This window comes from Bacillus mycoides (assembly GCF_018742245.1).
Classification (GTDB): domain Bacteria; phylum Bacillota; class Bacilli; order Bacillales; family Bacillaceae_G; genus Bacillus_A; species Bacillus_A cereus_U.
The window spans coordinates 3,042,741-3,060,332 of record NZ_CP036132.1 but is presented as its reverse complement, the minus strand read 5'-3'; the positions used below and the strand labels follow the sequence as shown (position 1 = coordinate 3,060,332).

Sequence of the window (17,592 nt, the reverse complement as noted above, 5' to 3'; positions counted from 1 at the left end):
GTGGCAAATATTTATGGATATATTCGTGTAAGTACAAAAGATCAAAATGAACAACGTCAGTTACATAAGATGATGGAACGAGATGTGGAAGCTCGGCGAATTTTTGTCGATAAAGCAAGTGGGCGACATTTTGATCGTCCTCAGTATCAATTATTACGAAAAGTATTAAGTACAGGTGATATTGTTTACATAGATGCTTTAGATCGTATGGGACGTAATTATGATGAAGTAATTTCAGAGTGGAAATACATAACAAGAGAATTACAAGCTGATATTGTTGTTTTAGAAAATGAAACTTTATTCGATAGCCGTAAGTTCCGTGAAATGGGTGACATGGGTCGGTTGATGGAAGATCAATTTTTATCTTTGCTTTCTTATGTTGCCGATCAAGAACGTAAAAAAATTCATCAGAGACAAATGGAAGGTATCGCTGTAGCAAAATCTCAAGGAAAACACTTAGGCCGTCCTCAGGTAAACCTTTCGACGCTAAGCAAACAACAAATAAATATAATAGTAGAAACTTATTCAAAGTGGAAGAGTGGAGAAATAACTGCTGTTATGTTTATGGAAATGTTAGAACTAAGAAAAAACACGTTTTATAAAATTATGAAGGAATATGACGAAGCAAAGTAGCATCATCCTATACGAAATGCTACTTTGCCCCTAGTCGTACGAAAGCTGGTACTTCAACTAATTATCCAAAATAAAAAATTTCAAAGCCATGTGGAATACATGACTTTGAAAATAAATTGTATTAATCTTCATCTAATGTATTGCGGGTATTCTTATAAACTTCCGTAGAAGATCTATTTATATTTGTCATATGTGTTTCCTCACCAAATTCAGTACTATAATTAGGGTTTCCATATTCTTTACGATTCATCTCGTGATTAGCATCCTTCATCGGTTGAAATAACTGCGTTAAGCACATTAACCCACTTAGTCCAACAAGAGCAAAGATTACTCTTGCCAAAAAGGCATTCTGTCCACCGAATATTGTCCCTACTAAATCAAACTTAAAGAAACCAATTAGCCCCCAATTAATAGCACCAATAATAACTAAAGCTAAGGCAATTCGCTGTATAGTTCTCATTGATATAACACCTCCTTCGGTCTCAACTTTTAAAACTATGTACAGGAATACTAGGTATTCTTCCTGCTTGAATCGTTAGCTTTGATTTTTAATTAAAGTGATAGCTCATAATTCAACATAAGTACATTCAAATGCCATAATATAAACTTTGGCTAATATTTTAATGTTTTTATTATTTAGTACTGCCTTAAGATTGGATAATATTACGGTTATCTGTACTGCAATAATTAACCCTATTTGTACTTTCTGCATTATATTAGCTATCATGTTAGTTGCTATGATTCAATCTTATCATTTGAAATTAACAATGGTTTCATACACAAAATACCTAATACATACTGGATTTACATTTTATTTCTACAAAGGCTTCTTGATGTTACATAAACTAACCTTTTCTTAAACAACTTGCTTCTTTTATTTTGCATAATATACAACAGTACGTTCATACTACACCTGAGCCTTTAAAAAGCTTAAATAAATGGCTACCGTTTCATAACAAGTGGGCAAAGCAGACAGTTCATTGAACTGACTGCTTTGTTTATTTTTCACATTTTATTTACCTTTTTTCTTGGTTGGAACCCAGCTTGCCTTAGAGACTCATTCCAACTGCCGAAATGCCTTACATATGTGGATAAGGCAGGTATATTAGGATCTTTTAATATTTCTTTGGCAGTCGGTAATTTTTGATAAGAATGAGCCCATTCCTTTAGCCTGGATAACAAAATCCTTCTTGTATACATATTGAGCATGTAACCGCCTTTTCATAGTTCTTAATTTGTGGATTACTTTCATAAATTAAACAAAATTAATACATACTGACGATATTAAAAAGGCAAGCATCAAAATGTGCTTGCCCTTTCTTCTAACGGCGATGTTCCACAAGATCAATTACACCTAAAACAACGTGAGCTAAACCAAATCCAAATAATGTATTTGCAATCATCTTATTAGATCCACGAGTTTGCTTCAAGGCATAACCCGCAGCTGTAACTGCTGTACCTAATGTAGTTGGAATTAATCCTTCACGAATATTCATAGTAACGTCCTCCTAGTATCGCAGTTAGTAATCCTGCTTTAATACTTTGGAATTAAAGTACTAAAACAAGTATTAGTATTTTCCTGTCTTGTGAAAATATGTGGATTTATTTTAAATATCTTCTTTTCATTATGATACAGCGTAACTAAAAATGTTAATGCGTAAGTTTTTTTAATACATTTACATGTTCCCTATCTTTATCTAAAATATCATGTATTAACATATGACTTTCTGGATCCAAATCACCATATACAATTTCTTCTGATATTTGAACGCCATAATAACCTTCGCCCTTTAACGCGCTACTTACAATTCCTTCTGTTGTATCTGGTACTGTAAATTGACTTATTAAACCTTGAACAGAGCCAACGATTCCTTCATTATCAACTGGTACTCCTCCAAGATTTTGTATTCTTTCTGCTACTTTTAAGGCATGTTGTTTGTGATCTTGTTGTATTCTTTGAAATTCCTTTTTTATTTCTGGATCTTTTAACTTCTCTATATAATGCTCATAGGCATGAATACCCATGTACTGCCCTTTTAGAAAGGCATTTAATGTATTGACTACACTCTGTTTTTCCATATCATCATTTCCTTTTTACGTTATCCTTTTACAGAAGTCGATGGATTATCCATATTGTGTGTGCAATACTATTCGTTAATTAATTGTTATACCGTACCTCTAAATCCTCTCTCCTCTTTCAATTACCTTGATATAAATATCATTTTTGTTTAATCAATTCCCATTAGGTTCATACTAAATTTTGTTTGAAAAATATGCGAAATGGAGTTGGATTAAATATGGAATTTGAAGGTAGAAATTCTACAGAATCTGCACTTCTTCATTATAAGTATGGTTTGGGTTTATTTACTGAGAAGATGCCTAAACTAGCCGAACAATTTAATTCCTTTACAGAGGAATGCTTTAAAGAAGGCACCTTATCAAAAAAGCAAAAACAGTTAATTGCTTTAGGTATTAGCCTTTATTCTCAGGATGAATATTGTATCATTTATCACATTAAAGGATGTCTAGATCAAGGAGCTTCAGAACACGAGATCTTTGAGGCGGTGGGAGTGACAGCTGCATTTGGTGGTGGTGCTACTATGAGTCAGGCAGTAACTCTTGTACAAGAGTGTATGCAAGAGTTAAAGCAGTAATAGGAATGTCATCATGGGTTGAGGAATATGATTCTGAAATGCAAGCTATAGCAAGCATTTATCAGCCTGTTAATCAGCCTTTACAATAATATAGGAAATAGTAAGTTGCACATTAAAAAAATATATATTAATTAGATTGTACTAGATAAAGCTGAACAGATTAATTATTCTTACTCTGTTCAGCTCTATTTTTTAATCGTCTTTTAAGAAGAGATTCAACATTTATATATAATTTAAAGTGGGTTTATTTTTCCATAAAAAGGAATAACTATTTTTCCATGATTCGTAGCATATTAAAATTATAGGAGGTGATACACTATGGCAAACACTAATAGCGGAAGTCGTAATGAATTATTGGTTCGAGGCGCTGAGAATGCAATTGATCAAATGAAGTATGAGATCGCACAAGAGTTTGGTGTACAACTTGGTGCAGACACAACAGCTCGTGCAAACGGTTCTATTGGTGGCGAAATCACAAAACGTTTAGTTGCAATGGCTGAACAACAACTTGGCGGTGGAATTACCCGCTAATTTTAATTATAAATAATAGGTAATTGATATAAGTTGTAGCAGATATTCAAACCAATTTCTGTCGTTTAATTAATTTTAAAATAGACCCTTATAGCAAACGATTTTTCACTCAAAGATTATTGATAATCTTCGATAATAATCTTTGAGTATTTTGTTTGCAAATTTCTTTCCTAAACTACAAACACACACAGTGTTGGGAAGGTGTTTCCCATGTATGATAGAAAGTCTTTTGTAGGAAAAAACATACTTAAAAATATCTTTTCAATATTGAAAACTATACTTATTATGATATTTTCGAAAGGGAGGCATTTTAAAATGGGTGTATTAAGTGGAAATCCTCAAAATGAGCCTTTACATTACGGAGAAGTATTTGATATTTGGAGTTATCTTCTTGCGGCACAAGGATCTGTTGCTGGACATCAAGTATTTATGAATCACACAGGTGATGAAGATTTAAAGAAGTTCTTACAAAACTTAATTGAAAATGATATGACTTCTGAAATAGAAGAGTTAAAAGCTCTTTTAAAGGTGAATGGAGTGGCTTTACCACCAGCACCTCCAGAAAGACCGGTTGCTTCTATTGAAGATATTCCTCCTGGCGCACGCATCAATGATGCTGAAATTGCAGCAGCTGTTGGAGTAAGCCTTGCAGCAGGATTAGTAACTTGTAGTCAAGTGATGGGGAAATGTCTTCGAGAGGATGTAGGCATGCTCTTTGGACAATTTCACATGAAAAAAGCACAAGCTGGAGTAACTTTACTACGTTTAAGTAAGAAGAAGGGTTGGGTAGTTCCTCCGCCATTACATGTTCGAAATTCTGAACAAGCTTAACGGGAATAATAAAAAAAGTGGCTCTCGGCCACTTTTTTATTTCAATTTATCAGTTTTATCTTCTACTTTTCTAGATGGATTTCCCCTTTTTATTCTAGAATAATCTACATACTCATCAGAGATCTCCATAGCATATTTATCATGACCAATAGTAGTGGATTCTCGTGAATCCTCATCCCCATGTAAAACAACTTTCTTCATATAGATATGAAAAAATATTTCTGCCACACCAATAAGCAAAGCTGCAAAAAAAGCAGATGCTCCAATATTACGAGTCAAGTCTATATCTGCTAAAAGATACGTTAATGCCCAAATTCCTACAAAGCTCAAGCCCAAATCAGCAATGGTAGCCACCATGTTTCCATACTTAGGTAAAATAAATAAATCTCCTATTAAATAGGCCGCTCCAGTAATTATTAATGAAATAAACAATATTCTTGGAATCGAAATACCCTGAAAAATGCCTAGTATCATCAATAATACAGCACTAATACCGGTATATTTAATTAATAAGGCAACAATATGTTTCATCTGTATTCCTCCAATTCTTTAATCGGTATGTAAGAGAAAACGCCTTAATAAAAACAGGCTGTGCCTTAATAAAGCACAGCCTGTTTCATTATGTTCTGGAGGTCTGTTTATTACATGATACTCATATGGCAAACACTTTTTATTTCATTCTCCTACACAATACTATTTTGTGAAATATAAGTATGATTTATACTATGAAAAGTAAAAAAATGGATACCCAAAAAAGGGTTATTTATTTTGCATTGCTTTTTAACATATTAAAGAGTGAAGGAGGTGACATAACATGTCCAACAATAACAGTGGAAGCAGAAAACAATTATTAGTACATGGTGCTGAACAAGCTCTTGATTAAATGAAATATGAAATCGCTCAAGAATTTGGTGTGCAACTTGGTGCAGACGCAACAGCTCGTGCAAACGGATCTGTTGGTGGAGAAATGACAAAACGTCTAGTAGCAATGGCTGAACAACAACTTGGCGGTGGAGTTAATCGTTAACCTTAGATAACACATGAATAAAAAAGGAGAGACACATCGTCTCTCCTTTTTTAAAATTGTAATTTATTAAGGAATAAATTACTTTTCAATTCTTCATTCAGTTTTTGTTTATAAGAGCAAGCTCCTTTTTACATTATGATCTTTAGTATATAGAGTTACTAAAAAATATTATCCTCTAGATAATTCTCATAAATTTCCGTAAGTAAGATAGACTTTAAAAAACAGATAGTAAATAAGCCTAGATTCACTGATAAAAAGGATCAAAAGGGGAGGGGATTATTTTTTGGAACGATAGAGCATTTCAGATACTGTTACACATTCGTAATCGTTTCTGTATAAATATCTCATAATACTTTCTAATGCTTTAACTGTCTGAGATGTCTGAGAAAATTCGCTACCATTCCAATCAGGGAGTAGAATGATATTGCCAGGTTTAACACCTTTTGTTATATATCTAGAAATTTTGCTGGCTGCTGGATTTCTCCAATCTTGAGGATCCTGATGCCATGACCATAGAATAATAAGCTTCCCATTTTTTATAGCTGTATTAATAATTAAATCATTGTGAAGGCCTCCGACTGGACGATAGAGAGTTGGTTTATAGCCAGTAATTTGCTTGATAATTTCATCCGTTTGATCTAATTCTGCAGTTAATTTAGCGGCGGTAATATTTTTATCATAAATATGATTATAAGTATGATTAGCAATTTCGTGTCCTTCTTTTACTTGCCTTTTTAAAATCGCAGGAAATCTTTTAACTTTATTACCTGCTACGAAAAAGGTTGCTTTCGCATTGTATTTAGCTAAAATATCAAGTATTTGAGGGGTGAAAATAGGATGAGGCCCATCATCAAATGTTATTGCAACTATTTTTTCCTTTGTATTTACTTCCCAAATTACCTTCCCTGTTTTTTCATACGCCTTACGACTATCTGTAAAAGCATATATGGGTATTTGTGTGGAACAAAAAGAAATGATTAAAAGAATGAGGACCATCCAAGTTTTTTCAAGAATAATACACTCCTATGAGATACAAGTAAGTTTAGTTTATGGAGTTATTATCAAATTATTTAATACGAAATTAAAAAGTGGAAAGAGGCAAGAACTGAAGCTCAAAACTATCATTTTCTCATCAGTTAAGGATTCAATTTTACATTGACGCTATTCATTGTATACACTCTCCTTTAATGGCACACTTCCCATATTGTAATCCTTTACTTTTTTGATATGGTGACTCCTAATAGAAGAAACTCACTCAAAATGGAAGAATGGAGAAATGCTACTTTGCCCCCGGTTGTAGGAATCTTGGAGTTTTTGCATCAGAACAGTATTATGTATATCGAGAAAAAATAAAAGACAACTCTAATTAAGAGTTGTCTTTTTGTGTAGTAAAATTTACAAAATCTGAAGATATACAAACGACTAGAATACGTTATGGTTATTATTATAAAAAAGATGAAGAGTATTGAGAATAAAAAGAATGTTATAATGAGCTTTGAGCTTTTTGTTAACAAAGTTTCGAAAATAAACTTTTTATAAAGGTTTCCTTTGAATATGATTATTGTATTTCGAGGGTTTCCTTATAAACCTTAGCTATATATTTTACAAAATCAATGACGGGATAGTGTATGAGTGAACGGTGCTGAGTAAAACAAATCCCTTCTTTTTCTATTTTGGAAATGAGTTGTTCAATTTTCAACTCTTTTTGTTGTATCCTATTATAATTTTGGTATACAATATTTTTTCATTGATAGGAGGAACCGTGAAAATAACTTTCTCCTTTTACCCTGTGACTAAATATTATTTCTATTTTTTCTCTACGTTGCTTTTCCTTCATATGCGCTTCCGTTGACTGCATGTTTATCGCCTCTTCCCTTTGTGCACGGTCTAACCGTGTAAATAACCCCATCATAGCCAATGTACAGTGATCTTGTTGGGAATTGTCGTTTAAGGCTATCTCATCAACTGTATATATTTTTCAAGCGCTTAATCTAGCATCTTGGATCTTACATCTAAATAAGTTGTTAGTCTGTATAACATACCATTACTCTTTTCAGTTTTTGCTACCAATAACAAAATTAGAAAGTAGTGAAAACGCAGGAAAGATTAATTGTTTATCAATCTTTATTATAAAACGATTCTTTATGGGCATGCACCTTTTTACAATCACCAAGATTTACAACATGACGAGTATCTTCATCCATGAATGTTATTCTCTATTTACTGATGATCGTTTTTTTATCTAGGCTAAGCAACATACCGTATGCCTCAGAACCCCTTTTATAAAAAAGGACAATATATGTAACGGTTCCCCTTTTGATTTGAAAAAATCATATAAAAATATAGTGCTCTTAAAGAGTTTTGTTACAAATTTGTTATGTTTGACTTAAAAAAAGGAAAGTAATATTTATTTGTAGAAAATTTTTAAGGATAAAAATGAATGTAAAAATAGAATGACTATCTATGATAAGAAAAGGGGGCACTTATATATGCTAACAAATGATTTAGATTTCCGATTAGAACCACGTTTAAAAGAACTGTATGAACAACATAAAATAAGAGCGCAGAAGATAGACTGGGGTTATCATGAGTTTTTACCATGGGATAAGGGAATGGACTTTAAAAGAGTTCCTTGGGATGAAAGTCAAGTTACTCTTCCTTCTGGTGTAATTACGGCCATTGAAACAGCTTTATTAACAGAAGTGAATTTACCATGGTTTACAACGTATTTATCTGCGACTTTTAAAGGATCCCTTTCTGTTATTACAGACTTTATTCATACTTGGACCTCAGAAGAGGATCAACATTCGAATTTATTGGAGACATATTTACTACTCACTCGAAGTGTGAACCCTAAACGAATACATGAATTAAGAAAGTCAGTCGTTGAGGGTGGATTTGAGCCTGATTTTCATACACCAATCGAAGCAATGACGTATACGACGCTACAAGAACTTGCAACGATGGTGTTTTACAATAATGTAGCTAAGGTTGCAAGTAAGCATGATCCAGATCTTGCTACATTATTACGCCGTCTTGCAAAAGATGAAACTCTTCATTATGCATTTTATCGAGACGTCATTCGAACACATTTGGAATTGGAACCTAATTATTGCTATCATATTGCCAATGTAATTATGAATTTTAAAATGCCAGGTGCTGTCATGCCTGATTTTGAAAATAGAATGGCTGTGATTGCAAAAGAAGCTAACTATGGACCACTACAATATTTTGATCAAGTACTTGATGTAGTGGTTGATTATTGGGGGTTAAAAGATTTAAGACCAATTGCACCTCTAGCTGAAAAAGCAAGAATTGAGATTTTGGAGTACCACACAAGATTGAAAAAAATACGGGATCGATTTGGTCGTTTTCAAGGGAAAACTGATCTACGTTAATTAGTAGAGGTTTCAGAATATACGCGGGAAAATCCCCCTTCCCTTTATTCGAAATCCGACACGCTCCTATAAATTTGGTGCTGTTTTTACTAAATTTTATTTTTGAAGAAAAAGATATTGACACTAAAAATAAATTTATGATATTATTAAATATTTGATAAAAAATCACATATATGTTAAGCTTAACAAGGTTACCATATATGGAGGTGGATTATATGTTTCAAATTGGCGATAACATTGTTTATCCAATGCACGGAGCAGGTATAATTGAAGCCATAGAAGAAAAAGAATTCTCAGGGAAAAAACAACAGTATTATGTCATAAAAATGTCAATCAGTAATATGCAAGTCATGATTCCTATGGGTAAAATATTAAGTTCGAGTATACGCCCAGTTACTGATATACTTGCATTAAAACACATTATACACATTTTTCAGCATGGAGAATCAGATAGATTACTGCCGTGGAAACAAAGGTATAAAGTGAACACGGACAAAATAAAAACGGGTGAAATACAAGAAGGTGCTGAAGTTGTACGTGATTTAATGCGTATGAAGAAAGAAAAAGCACTTAATACAAGCGAAAAAAAAATGTTGGATAACGCACATGAATTTTTGATTAGTGAACTAGGATTAATTAAAGGGATCACTGAAAATCAAATAAGAAGTTTCTGTTAAGGTTCATTATAGATAATGTATTACATCCCCCGAAAATATCCTGAATTTTTCGGGAATATGATTATTATTAAAAATAAATCATTTCAAAGACATTCAACTTCTTCAACTCACTTTTAGAGTAGGAACCTCTTTTGTTATTACTTCAATCTAATCCATTTTTATTTTTATATTTCTTTTACGAACGTTCGAAGTTTCATCAAATAACTCGATTAAATAGTCACTTGATTTTTGCAATCCTGATTCACACTGGCACGGACAAGGAGCCGTAAGGATGAAAGAGAGGTAGGGCTTTCATTGTTTTAGGTAATATACTATCTAAGTCATTATTTCTAGAAGAAAAAACAATCAATCTCACCGCTATCTTTAAGAGTTTCTTACATCTATTGAGACAGTGAATAGTAATTGTTTATCTTCTTTACGTAAAATTGATAAACGAACTGGTAACACCATATGGTCAACTACAAAAAATGGTTTCCAGACCAGGAAACCATTTTAAATTTCATTTACATAACAATAGTAAATTAAGCAGTAAGAAGGAGTGCACACATGAAAAAAATGTTAACAAAAGAATTAAGTAATGAATTAAAGAAGCGGGAAGGGATCATTTCTATTACGGTTGAGCCTTATGAAAAAATCGAAGTTGGTGGAATTCGTGTAGATGGACCAGCTGTTATTCTAATTAATCAAGAATAGCTAAAAATAGTTGAATGAACGAAGAAAAGGATCAGCCTTTACGAGAAGGGAAGATCCTTTTTGTTTGCTGCAGCTAATATGGGATATACATAACTTTTATCTGATGTGTTGGGGTTAAAAGGAAGGAGAGGGTCGGAATTATCATGGTGGAAAGCTTAATATTGGTAGGATTTCTTTTTACGTTATATAAATTAGTTGATAAAAAAACAAACTAATTATTTAAAACGATATATGGTTTCCTTTTTAAGGGCGAGATTTATTTGATAGTGAAATGGATAATGTAAAGGAGGAATTTAGATGGATACAAGGAAAGCACGTATAAAATACGAGAAGATGACAAAGAACTATGACCGTATTTATGTAGTTTCGTTTTTCCTATTAATTGTACTTGTTTGTAGTAGTGTGATTATCATAGGAGCTACAGGGGGAAAATATGGAGTGTTTTTATTGTTAGCAATTTTACTTAACGCACGTATTACTAAAGAATCTCAAAAAAAGTATGAGCATTATTCTAATAAAGGGCGTATTTAAAATGCTACATATCTTGAAAGGAACAACCTGGATGTACATTCAAAATATCCCTATATCATCACCTATTAACTAGTAAAAGTAACCTTATATAAATAATTTTTTAGCAATTTAGGAATAGAAACCTTACCTTATTAAAATGTTATTTCCGTTCATATAATGAATTATCCTTCTAGTATATTTATAAGATTTATATCATATATTAGGAGAAAGAATGCAAGTTAGAAAGGAGTCTTATAGAATGAGTTATTTAGAGGGAAATGACTTTAGTGAACAAAATATGGTAAGTGTACCTAATCCCTATGTATATCAGACATTACAATCAGTAATTGGTAAACGTGTGGTTATTGAAACTGTAAGAGGTAATGTAAGAGGTAAGTTAAAGGATGTGAAACCAGATCATTTGCTCATTGAATATACGGTACCGTATATTGTACGTATTCAACAAATTGTATGGATTATGCCAAAACAATGATTAAATTACATCTAATTTGATTTATAACAGATTGGTTTCATAGACGACCAAATAAAAACACAGGGTCTTATCTCTGTGTTTCTTCAAATTTTCGTTTTTGGATATATGCTTGAGCATGAATAATTTCCTTCTGAAGTTCTTTTAATTCTTCCGTAGATCCTGTTTCAATCCTCATGTACGTAGTAACTAGACTAATCATCATATCCATCTTCTCTACTATATTTTGAATGACCTGTTCAGATTGCTCTTTTTTAGGGTGTTGTATTGCCTTTAATACATTTTCCATATAATTGTTTTTTCTTTGCTGGATATCATAAATAAACTGTTTTGTGTTTGAGTTCATTTGTTTTCCCTCCGTTTTGGATATATTTCCATTCTATCATATTTGAATGGAAAATATTGGATTACCCTACATTTACACCTGTCTCGTATATCTCCTCAAATATACAAACTAATTCCTTAACGTACAGGGAACTGGCTAAAACGTGTCCAAATTGTGTCTAACCGTACAATTTTCTTTTTTTGATATGGTGACCCCATGCCCATCAACTTAAGAACCAAAACAAAATGAACTTTCGTTCATATGAACGGAAAAACCCTTAAAATACTGTGTATCCTTAAAAATGAGCATGCTAAATAAACCTCAATCGGCCTAATTTCAAAAATTATGCATCTTTCTTTTGCCGGGTCACCTCATTATACTCATAGACAACCCCCATAATATCAAAGACTGTTTTCTTTTCGTATCTGTGAGATTTCCGTCCATTCTTCTGTAGGAGGTGGAACAGCCGAATAAGAATCTTTGTTATTTCTTGGGTGTTTAGTTGCGTAGCTTGATACAAGATGTATAAATGATCTTTAATCATTCCAATAGCTTTATATTCGCTTAATTCCTTTTGTTTCTTTTGTAAAATTAATTGTCGCATTTTAAACATAGTAGAAGAACAAAGAAAAATGGCAATGAGTTTTCCATAAACATGGCATTCTAATCGCTCTTGTTTGATATTTTGGCAATGATGAATTTGAAAAAGTGATTTCCAAGTTTTAAATATGATTTCAATTTGCCAACGGAGAGAATAAAAATTGTGTATTTGTTCCATCGGAACAATCTCCCAAGGTGTATTGGTAACATATATGTTCATGCCAGCTAATCGTTTGCTTTTTTCTGAATACGTAATACCTTTTTTACTTTCCGTATACACTTGTTTTTTCATACGCTCACGCAGTTGTTTTTCTGTTAATCGATACATAATCACCCGAGTGAATAGTTTTTTATCCTTTCCAATATAAGCATCTTTTATTTCATAGACCTGCCTTGGTTTTAAGGTATTCATAATGTGTTCTAAATCAACTTTGGTGTACTGAGACTGTTTTTTTACTGTCCCATTTTGAAAATATTCAGGAAATTCATTGTTGATATACACCATATTGTTTAATTTAAGCCGTGATATATAATACACGCCACGTTGGTCCATTTGATCTAAATCATCCAGTGAATAATAGCCTAAATCCCGAATACATAGATCTCCAGGACGTAATGTAGCTAAGCACTCTGTTCCAAAGGTTTTATCATTATTTTTCCCTGGTTCCACTTGGAAATTTAAAAATTGGCCACTATGTAAATCATATTCTAACTGAATTTTTATACCCGCTGTTTGTGCACAACCACCTGATCCAGGATACACACTAGCTAAGTGTTTTGGCACTTGGAAAATCGTTGCATCTAAAATACGAATTCGTTGAAAATAAGAGATTGAAGAGCCTGGAATCACTGATGTTTCACAAATTTTATTTTTTAATAATGTAGAGAAAATATGTTTTAAAAAGCAAACAGCTTTTTTATTGAATCGCTTATTAAGTCCTTCTGGACTCATAAGAGTTCCTGTAACAGCATGAAGTTGACTACACAGTCGTACTAAAGAATCACTCGCTACCCGCTGACTTATCCAGACACAAATAGTAGCTAAATCATGACCTGAAAACTTACGCTTTCGTTGTACAAAAGCTATTTCTCTAGCAAGTTTTTCTAAAAATGAAGGAGTAAGATGTTGATATAATTCTTCAGCAAATAATTGTAGTTCACCTTGAATCGAAAAATTCATAAAAAACGTCATCCTTTCTAATAATCTTGTTTAGAAAGAATAACGTTTTTTTATACTTGGGCATAGTGAATATTTTTAACTTGATGGGCATGCGGATGAACCCAAAGATTGTGAGAGTATCAAAATGTCCAAGTTTTATAGATTTTTTATACCAGGATAACAAAAAGGTCCAATGCTAGGAGCATCTGACCCAAGGTTGCTTTTTCATCGGATATCTTCCAACTTCTTAATAATCATATTTGGTGTTGCCCACTCATCACGATCGAAATCAGAAATAGACACTTCAATATTTAGACGTTCTTGGAATTCTACTAGTAAAGATACTGTAGCAAAAGAATCAAGGATACCTTCTTCAAATAATTGCACATCAGGATTTTCTTTTACAATATCATTTTCACATACTTCTTCTAAAATATCTAATACTTGATTTTTGAATTCTACCATTAAAAAAATCTCCTTTATATCTGAAATGTATTATTAGTAACTTCTTAGTTACAAGAAAAGAAATTACTTATTAAAAATAATTATTTAGGTGACCAGAGAAAATTAGGAAACCGAAACATACGAAATGGAATGTAATCACAATTGCAAGGACATGCATGAACGTATTGTTGGGCCAAAATTTATACTTCTTGTTTTTTCGTTCGAAAATATCAAATAAAATAAACAGAGCAATATGATATAGAGCATAAATCATATATTGAGCAATATGATGACCTGTAATATGCCAAATTCCCATGACAAAAAAGTTCAAAAAGACGCCAATATATGAAATCATATAGCGATTTTTTATGAGCTTTTTCTTTGTGGCAAAAAAGACAAAGCGCATGTAAATAAAATCACGGAGCCAGAATGATAAGCTCATATGCCAACGATTCCAGAAATCTTTAATATTACGACTGATAAACGGTTTATTAAAGTTTTCTGGTGTTTTAATACCCATCATATAACTGACACCGATTACGAATGAGCTATAACCTGCGAAGTCAAAAAATAGATATAAACTATAGCTATACATGTAAATCATATTTGATAAAATTGTGTTTTGGTGAGCTATTGTTGCATCCATAATATTTTCTTTTATTAAGTAAGCAAGTATAAATTTATACAGAAAACCTTGAAAAATACGGTTAATACCCATGTATAGTAGATTTTGATATTCTTCAGCACTTGGTGGTTTTTGAATATCTTTTTGGAACCTGCGATACCGATCGATAGGTCCGGTCGAAATGGCAGGGAAGAACAAAATGAATTCCCAGAAATTAAAAAATGAGCATTCTTTAATTAAGCCATCGCGAATTTCAAATACCATTTGTACTGCCCTGAATGTTACATAAGATATACCAGTAAAAACAATGAGTTTTAATTCAGGTACAAATGGTGCGATTTTTGCCAAAATCAGTGGCAAAATCGACAAAATAACAGCCATGTGAAACATGAATGTATTATTATTTTGTTTTCTTAGTAGTAAATAGCCTTTAATAAGGACATATTGCCAAATAATAAATACTGCTAACATCATTGCTTGATTTGGTTTATCCGAGAAGATAATAGCAAGCATAATTAGCGTTAAGACAGCATTATATTTGCGCAACATTTTACCTCTTAATCCAGCTATGATAGTAGGTATCAATAAAATCCCCACTATAGCGAAAAAATAAAATGATCCATATGCGGTCATGCTGTAACCTCACTTTATAATGTTCTACAATCCTACATTCCATTTGGTCTCATGGAATAATGGATTGGCACATGAATTATCTCGGGATTATAGAGTTTAGTAATCACTCATTGCTTCTTTTGGAGGGCAAATTCTGATATAAATGCTTTTTCTATAATCGCATATGCCGGAGCAATTTGTTCCTCTGAAGCCCCATGCATAACTTGTAATGCTAATCCATTCACTGAAGCCAATAAGGCCCTTGAAAATGCTGCTAAGTCAATGATTTCTACATTGGAAGTTTGAACATATTCTTGAATTATGTCTATCAATTGGTTCTGTAGAACTTGAATTTCTTCCATAATTTTCGGTGACCAAGCTGCTGCCGCTAATAAAGTAAAATACACCTTTCTCCATTCAGAATTTTTGAATTGGTGATGTACTACAAATATAAGATTTTTCAATTTCTCTGAAAAATCTTGTATGTTTGAGAGTTCCTTCTGAATTTCTTTAATTTGTTTTTGCATGACATAAGAGGTAGCGTTAACTAATAAACCCTCCTTTGTTGGAAAATAATAGTGAATTAAACTTAAAGTAATTCCCGCTTTTGTAGCAATATCTCGTAATGTAATAGCGGTTGTACCTTTTTCAGCTAAGCATTCAAACGTAGCCATTAGTATTTGATCCCGAGTAGCTGTTTTTTTTGGACTAGACATTGTATTTCACCATCTTATTTTTTATTTGGTCAACCGACCAATTTATACAAACCTATAATAACTTATTAGAGCATTCTTTACAATACTGAGTACCATCCCGTATCCACCAATCTAAGGTTTTAAAGTAACCCCTAAATGAAGATTTTCTTTCTCTATAGTTAGTTATTTTGAGAATTCAGCTCTTTTTTTCTTTTTTGGGGGGTATATATTTTTTAAGTTGATGGGCATGTATGGTGACCCCTTATAAAACATTTCTAAAGTATGCGAGATATAGAAAGGTAAGTTAGAAATAAAAACTAAACAAAAGCGTTATTTTATAGCAATGTAAAAAGAGCACACCGCAAATGTGTACTCTTGAAAGGAGTGATTCTATGAGTGATATCTCATAAACATCTAAAAACTTTTAATAAGTAGGGAAGTCTGCTTAATTTTACTACTTATCAAATCTAAATTATCTTATGGACCATGATATATCATCAATGGCTTTATAAATATAACTATACATGCGGTAAAAGAGATACTTTGGATTGTATTTTTGTTTCCATTTCATAAAAATCACCTCCTATACAAATAGTTTAATAATATTATACAGTTATTAATTTGAATGTTAAGAAAACTCGATGTGATTTAAGGTAAATTTAAACAAAATAGTTATTTGAAAGAAAAGAGTGAGAAGATGGACGAACTAAATAGGATTGCTTATTTATTACCTTTCGAGGTACTTACAGATATAAAAAGTCGTTTAACTGATTGGATTGCAAGCGGTGGAAGCTGGGAGGATCCTTATATAAAACAACAAGTTAGATACGCAAAAAAAGTGGCAGAAAGAATGGAGGAAATGAAAAATGACAAACATCGAAAAAGCTAAAGAAATGTGGAAACAAGGTGCGATTGAAATAAATGTAGTTGATAAAAAAGGGGAAGCATTAAAGCAATATGATTCTGTAATAGCACATGACGATATTGAATGGAGAATTGGATGTATTACGTACAGTGTTATCGATGAAAACTTTGTAGCTCATTTCGAGGAAACTTGGATTTCATTTGAAGATTTAAATGAAGTTGAAAAATTAAATGATGTAATTGCTTATGAAGTGCTTGGGTGGGAAAAGGTAGGAACGCATTGGGGCAAAGACGGAAAAGCGTTTCATGATATGCCAATAGAGGATTTCAATGCAATTGATTACGCAGGAATTATTTTAGATAAATTAAACGAACAAGATCATAAAGTAGAAATTAAAAATGAAAATGGTTCTTGGTGTGTGACTTTGTACGGTGAAGAGTATATCGAAGATAATTTCGGAATAGCAGTTTGCAAAGCCGCAGTAAATACGGTTAGAGAAAACTAAACAAAATCCTTATTTAAATAGAAAATGACAGCTGAAATGTCAAGGATGTATCAACTGTCAATGGAATAGGTATTAACTTTTATTATTAGGTTTTTTAGTTGGCAGTTTTGCTCTTATTTCTAGAAGAGATTGTACCAAATATTGCTCCAGACATTGCTCCAATTAAAGTCATAAAAATTGCACTCCATGCTGCAAATGACATAATTACACCTCCTAATAATAAATTGTTGTAACTATACATTTTATTATATCTAAATTTATGAATGTAAGGTAGGGAAAAGTTTAGAAAACTAAACAAAATCGTTATTTCATAGTAAA

At 32.3% G+C, this 17,592-nt stretch carries 21 protein-coding genes and 3 pseudogenes; 12 read left to right on the top strand and 12 right to left on the bottom strand.

Annotation, left to right across the window (positions count from 1 at the left end):
- The gene (locus EXW56_RS15670) at nucleotides 1-633 is read left to right on the top strand and encodes a recombinase family protein (RefSeq protein WP_215596751.1); all 633 of its coding nucleotides are present in this window, start codon (nucleotides 1-3) and stop codon (nucleotides 631-633) included.
- A gap of 121 nt (nucleotides 634-754) precedes the next feature.
- Here EXW56_RS15670 and EXW56_RS15665 read toward each other — a convergent pair whose 3' ends face one another.
- From EXW56_RS15665 to EXW56_RS15655, 4 genes are all read right to left on the bottom strand, one after another.
- Nucleotides 755-1,093: a DUF378 domain-containing protein gene (locus EXW56_RS15665; protein WP_215596750.1), complete on the bottom strand. Its 339-nt coding sequence runs from the start codon at nucleotides 1,091-1,093 to the stop codon at nucleotides 755-757.
- Nucleotides 1,094-1,638: 545 nt separating this feature from the next.
- The gene (locus EXW56_RS27700; RefSeq protein ID WP_252197292.1) at nucleotides 1,639-1,833 is read right to left on the bottom strand and encodes a homing endonuclease associated repeat-containing protein; all 195 of its coding nucleotides are present in this window, start codon (nucleotides 1,831-1,833) and stop codon (nucleotides 1,639-1,641) included.
- Nucleotides 1,834-1,955: 122 nt separating this feature from the next.
- Nucleotides 1,956-2,129, bottom strand: coding sequence for an asparagine synthase (locus EXW56_RS15660; protein ID WP_215596749.1), 174 nt, complete (start codon nucleotides 2,127-2,129; stop codon nucleotides 1,956-1,958).
- A gap of 154 nt (nucleotides 2,130-2,283) precedes the next feature.
- Complete coding sequence (locus EXW56_RS15655) at nucleotides 2,284-2,712, bottom strand: ferritin-like domain-containing protein (RefSeq protein WP_215596748.1); 429 nt, start codon at nucleotides 2,710-2,712, stop codon at nucleotides 2,284-2,286.
- A 218-nt stretch (nucleotides 2,713-2,930) separates the two neighbouring features.
- On the opposite strand from EXW56_RS15655, the gene EXW56_RS15650 reads away from it, so the two are divergent.
- The 3 genes from EXW56_RS15650 to EXW56_RS15640 all read left to right on the top strand — a co-directional run bounded on the left by EXW56_RS15650 (nucleotide 2,931) and on the right by EXW56_RS15640 (nucleotide 4,649).
- Nucleotides 2,931-3,287 (top strand): carboxymuconolactone decarboxylase family protein, encoded by a 357-nt coding sequence (locus tag EXW56_RS15650; protein WP_215596747.1) that lies wholly within the window; start codon nucleotides 2,931-2,933, stop codon nucleotides 3,285-3,287.
- Between the two features lie 318 nt (nucleotides 3,288-3,605).
- The gene (locus EXW56_RS15645) at nucleotides 3,606-3,818 is read left to right on the top strand and encodes an alpha/beta-type small acid-soluble spore protein (RefSeq protein ID WP_215596746.1); all 213 of its coding nucleotides are present in this window, start codon (nucleotides 3,606-3,608) and stop codon (nucleotides 3,816-3,818) included.
- Between the two features lie 315 nt (nucleotides 3,819-4,133).
- Nucleotides 4,134-4,649: a DUF3231 family protein gene (locus tag EXW56_RS15640; RefSeq protein WP_215596745.1), complete on the top strand. Its 516-nt coding sequence runs from the start codon at nucleotides 4,134-4,136 to the stop codon at nucleotides 4,647-4,649.
- A 36-nt stretch (nucleotides 4,650-4,685) separates the two neighbouring features.
- On the opposite strand, the gene EXW56_RS15635 is transcribed toward EXW56_RS15640, so the two are convergent.
- Entirely contained in the window at nucleotides 4,686-5,180 is a 495-nt protein-coding gene (locus EXW56_RS15635; protein ID WP_215596744.1) for a YndM family protein, read from the bottom strand.
- Between the two features lie 283 nt (nucleotides 5,181-5,463).
- On the opposite strand from EXW56_RS15635, the pseudogene EXW56_RS15630 reads away from it, so the two are divergent.
- Nucleotides 5,464-5,676: pseudogene (locus EXW56_RS15630) on the top strand (small, acid-soluble spore protein, alpha/beta type).
- 244 nt (nucleotides 5,677-5,920) lie between these two features.
- Here EXW56_RS15630 and EXW56_RS15625 read toward each other — a convergent pair.
- Nucleotides 5,921-6,672, bottom strand: a pseudogene (locus EXW56_RS15625) (polysaccharide deacetylase family protein).
- Between the two features lie 562 nt (nucleotides 6,673-7,234).
- Nucleotides 7,235-7,534: pseudogene (locus tag EXW56_RS15620) on the bottom strand (hypothetical protein).
- A gap of 631 nt (nucleotides 7,535-8,165) precedes the next feature.
- Between EXW56_RS15620 and EXW56_RS15615 the strand changes: the two are divergent.
- The 5 genes from EXW56_RS15615 (at nucleotide 8,166) to EXW56_RS15595 (ending at nucleotide 11,447) form a co-directional block, all read left to right on the top strand.
- Nucleotides 8,166-9,074, top strand: a complete 909-nt coding sequence (locus EXW56_RS15615) for an acyl-ACP desaturase (RefSeq protein WP_215557203.1) — start codon at nucleotides 8,166-8,168, stop codon at nucleotides 9,072-9,074.
- Between the two features lie 215 nt (nucleotides 9,075-9,289).
- Complete coding sequence (locus EXW56_RS15610; protein ID WP_215557202.1) at nucleotides 9,290-9,751, top strand: CarD family transcriptional regulator; 462 nt, start codon at nucleotides 9,290-9,292, stop codon at nucleotides 9,749-9,751.
- Nucleotides 9,752-10,297: 546 nt separating this feature from the next.
- On the top strand, nucleotides 10,298-10,444 hold the full coding sequence (locus EXW56_RS15605) for a BC1881 family protein (RefSeq protein WP_000738547.1): 147 nt from the start codon (nucleotides 10,298-10,300) through the stop codon (nucleotides 10,442-10,444).
- Between the two features lie 297 nt (nucleotides 10,445-10,741).
- Complete coding sequence (locus EXW56_RS15600) at nucleotides 10,742-10,975, top strand: hypothetical protein (protein ID WP_215557201.1); 234 nt, start codon at nucleotides 10,742-10,744, stop codon at nucleotides 10,973-10,975.
- A 238-nt stretch (nucleotides 10,976-11,213) separates the two neighbouring features.
- Nucleotides 11,214-11,447 (top strand): YuzF family protein, encoded by a 234-nt coding sequence (locus tag EXW56_RS15595; protein WP_215557200.1) that lies wholly within the window; start codon nucleotides 11,214-11,216, stop codon nucleotides 11,445-11,447.
- Between the two features lie 67 nt (nucleotides 11,448-11,514).
- Here EXW56_RS15595 and EXW56_RS15590 read toward each other — a convergent pair whose 3' ends face one another.
- The 5 genes from EXW56_RS15590 to EXW56_RS15570 all read right to left on the bottom strand — a co-directional run bounded on the left by EXW56_RS15590 (nucleotide 11,515) and on the right by EXW56_RS15570 (nucleotide 15,925).
- Nucleotides 11,515-11,790: a hypothetical protein gene (locus EXW56_RS15590; RefSeq protein ID WP_098310525.1), complete on the bottom strand. Its 276-nt coding sequence runs from the start codon at nucleotides 11,788-11,790 to the stop codon at nucleotides 11,515-11,517.
- 322 nt (nucleotides 11,791-12,112) lie between these two features.
- Nucleotides 12,113-13,549, bottom strand: a complete 1,437-nt coding sequence (locus EXW56_RS15585; protein WP_215557198.1) for an IS4 family transposase — start codon at nucleotides 13,547-13,549, stop codon at nucleotides 12,113-12,115.
- Nucleotides 13,550-13,753: 204 nt separating this feature from the next.
- Nucleotides 13,754-13,993, bottom strand: a complete 240-nt coding sequence (gene dltC / locus EXW56_RS15580) for a D-alanine--poly(phosphoribitol) ligase subunit DltC (protein ID WP_002128090.1) — start codon at nucleotides 13,991-13,993, stop codon at nucleotides 13,754-13,756.
- A gap of 70 nt (nucleotides 13,994-14,063) precedes the next feature.
- Nucleotides 14,064-15,230 (bottom strand): D-alanyl-lipoteichoic acid biosynthesis protein DltB, encoded by a 1,167-nt coding sequence (gene dltB / locus EXW56_RS15575; protein ID WP_215557197.1) that lies wholly within the window; start codon nucleotides 15,228-15,230, stop codon nucleotides 14,064-14,066.
- A gap of 107 nt (nucleotides 15,231-15,337) precedes the next feature.
- Entirely contained in the window at nucleotides 15,338-15,925 is a 588-nt protein-coding gene (locus EXW56_RS15570) for a TetR/AcrR family transcriptional regulator (RefSeq protein ID WP_002128093.1), read from the bottom strand.
- Between the two features lie 676 nt (nucleotides 15,926-16,601).
- Between EXW56_RS15570 and EXW56_RS15565 the strand changes: the two genes are divergently transcribed.
- Together EXW56_RS15565 and EXW56_RS15560 are read left to right on the top strand one after the other, a co-directional pair.
- On the top strand, nucleotides 16,602-16,793 hold the full coding sequence (locus EXW56_RS15565; protein WP_215557196.1) for a DUF6877 family protein: 192 nt from the start codon (nucleotides 16,602-16,604) through the stop codon (nucleotides 16,791-16,793).
- Nucleotides 16,771-17,274: a BC1872 family protein gene (locus EXW56_RS15560; RefSeq protein WP_215557195.1), complete on the top strand. Its 504-nt coding sequence runs from the start codon at nucleotides 16,771-16,773 to the stop codon at nucleotides 17,272-17,274. Before EXW56_RS15565 ends, EXW56_RS15560 begins: the two co-directional genes overlap by 23 nt.
- Nucleotides 17,275-17,592 lie beyond the last annotated feature (318 nt).

Coding starts and splice junctions, on each gene's coding strand:
- EXW56_RS15585 (WP_215557198.1), bottom strand. CDS start 13,549: ATGAATTTTTCGATTCAAGGTGAACTACAATTATTTGCTGAAGAATTA.
- dltC (WP_002128090.1), bottom strand. CDS start 13,993: ATGGTAGAATTCAAAAATCAAGTATTAGATATTTTAGAAGAAGTATGT.
- EXW56_RS15615 (WP_215557203.1), top strand. CDS start 8,166: ATGCTAACAAATGATTTAGATTTCCGATTAGAACCACGTTTAAAAGAA.
- EXW56_RS27700 (WP_252197292.1), bottom strand. CDS start 1,833: ATGTATACAAGAAGGATTTTGTTATCCAGGCTAAAGGAATGGGCTCAT.
- EXW56_RS15565 (WP_215557196.1), top strand. CDS start 16,602: ATGGACGAACTAAATAGGATTGCTTATTTATTACCTTTCGAGGTACTT.
- EXW56_RS15600 (WP_215557201.1), top strand. CDS start 10,742: ATGGATACAAGGAAAGCACGTATAAAATACGAGAAGATGACAAAGAAC.
- EXW56_RS15655 (WP_215596748.1), bottom strand. CDS start 2,712: ATGGAAAAACAGAGTGTAGTCAATACATTAAATGCCTTTCTAAAAGGG.
- EXW56_RS15635 (WP_215596744.1), bottom strand. CDS start 5,180: ATGAAACATATTGTTGCCTTATTAATTAAATATACCGGTATTAGTGCT.
- EXW56_RS15610 (WP_215557202.1), top strand. CDS start 9,290: ATGTTTCAAATTGGCGATAACATTGTTTATCCAATGCACGGAGCAGGT.
- EXW56_RS15590 (WP_098310525.1), bottom strand. CDS start 11,790: ATGAACTCAAACACAAAACAGTTTATTTATGATATCCAGCAAAGAAAA.
- EXW56_RS15605 (WP_000738547.1), top strand. CDS start 10,298: ATGAAAAAAATGTTAACAAAAGAATTAAGTAATGAATTAAAGAAGCGG.
- EXW56_RS15570 (WP_002128093.1), bottom strand. CDS start 15,925: ATGTCTAGTCCAAAAAAAACAGCTACTCGGGATCAAATACTAATGGCT.
- EXW56_RS15665 (WP_215596750.1), bottom strand. CDS start 1,093: ATGAGAACTATACAGCGAATTGCCTTAGCTTTAGTTATTATTGGTGCT.
- dltB (WP_215557197.1), bottom strand. CDS start 15,230: ATGACCGCATATGGATCATTTTATTTTTTCGCTATAGTGGGGATTTTA.
- EXW56_RS15660 (WP_215596749.1), bottom strand. CDS start 2,129: ATGAATATTCGTGAAGGATTAATTCCAACTACATTAGGTACAGCAGTT.
- EXW56_RS15640 (WP_215596745.1), top strand. CDS start 4,134: ATGGGTGTATTAAGTGGAAATCCTCAAAATGAGCCTTTACATTACGGA.
- EXW56_RS15595 (WP_215557200.1), top strand. CDS start 11,214: ATGAGTTATTTAGAGGGAAATGACTTTAGTGAACAAAATATGGTAAGT.
- EXW56_RS15650 (WP_215596747.1), top strand. CDS start 2,931: ATGGAATTTGAAGGTAGAAATTCTACAGAATCTGCACTTCTTCATTAT.
- EXW56_RS15560 (WP_215557195.1), top strand. CDS start 16,771: ATGACAAACATCGAAAAAGCTAAAGAAATGTGGAAACAAGGTGCGATT.
- EXW56_RS15645 (WP_215596746.1), top strand. CDS start 3,606: ATGGCAAACACTAATAGCGGAAGTCGTAATGAATTATTGGTTCGAGGC.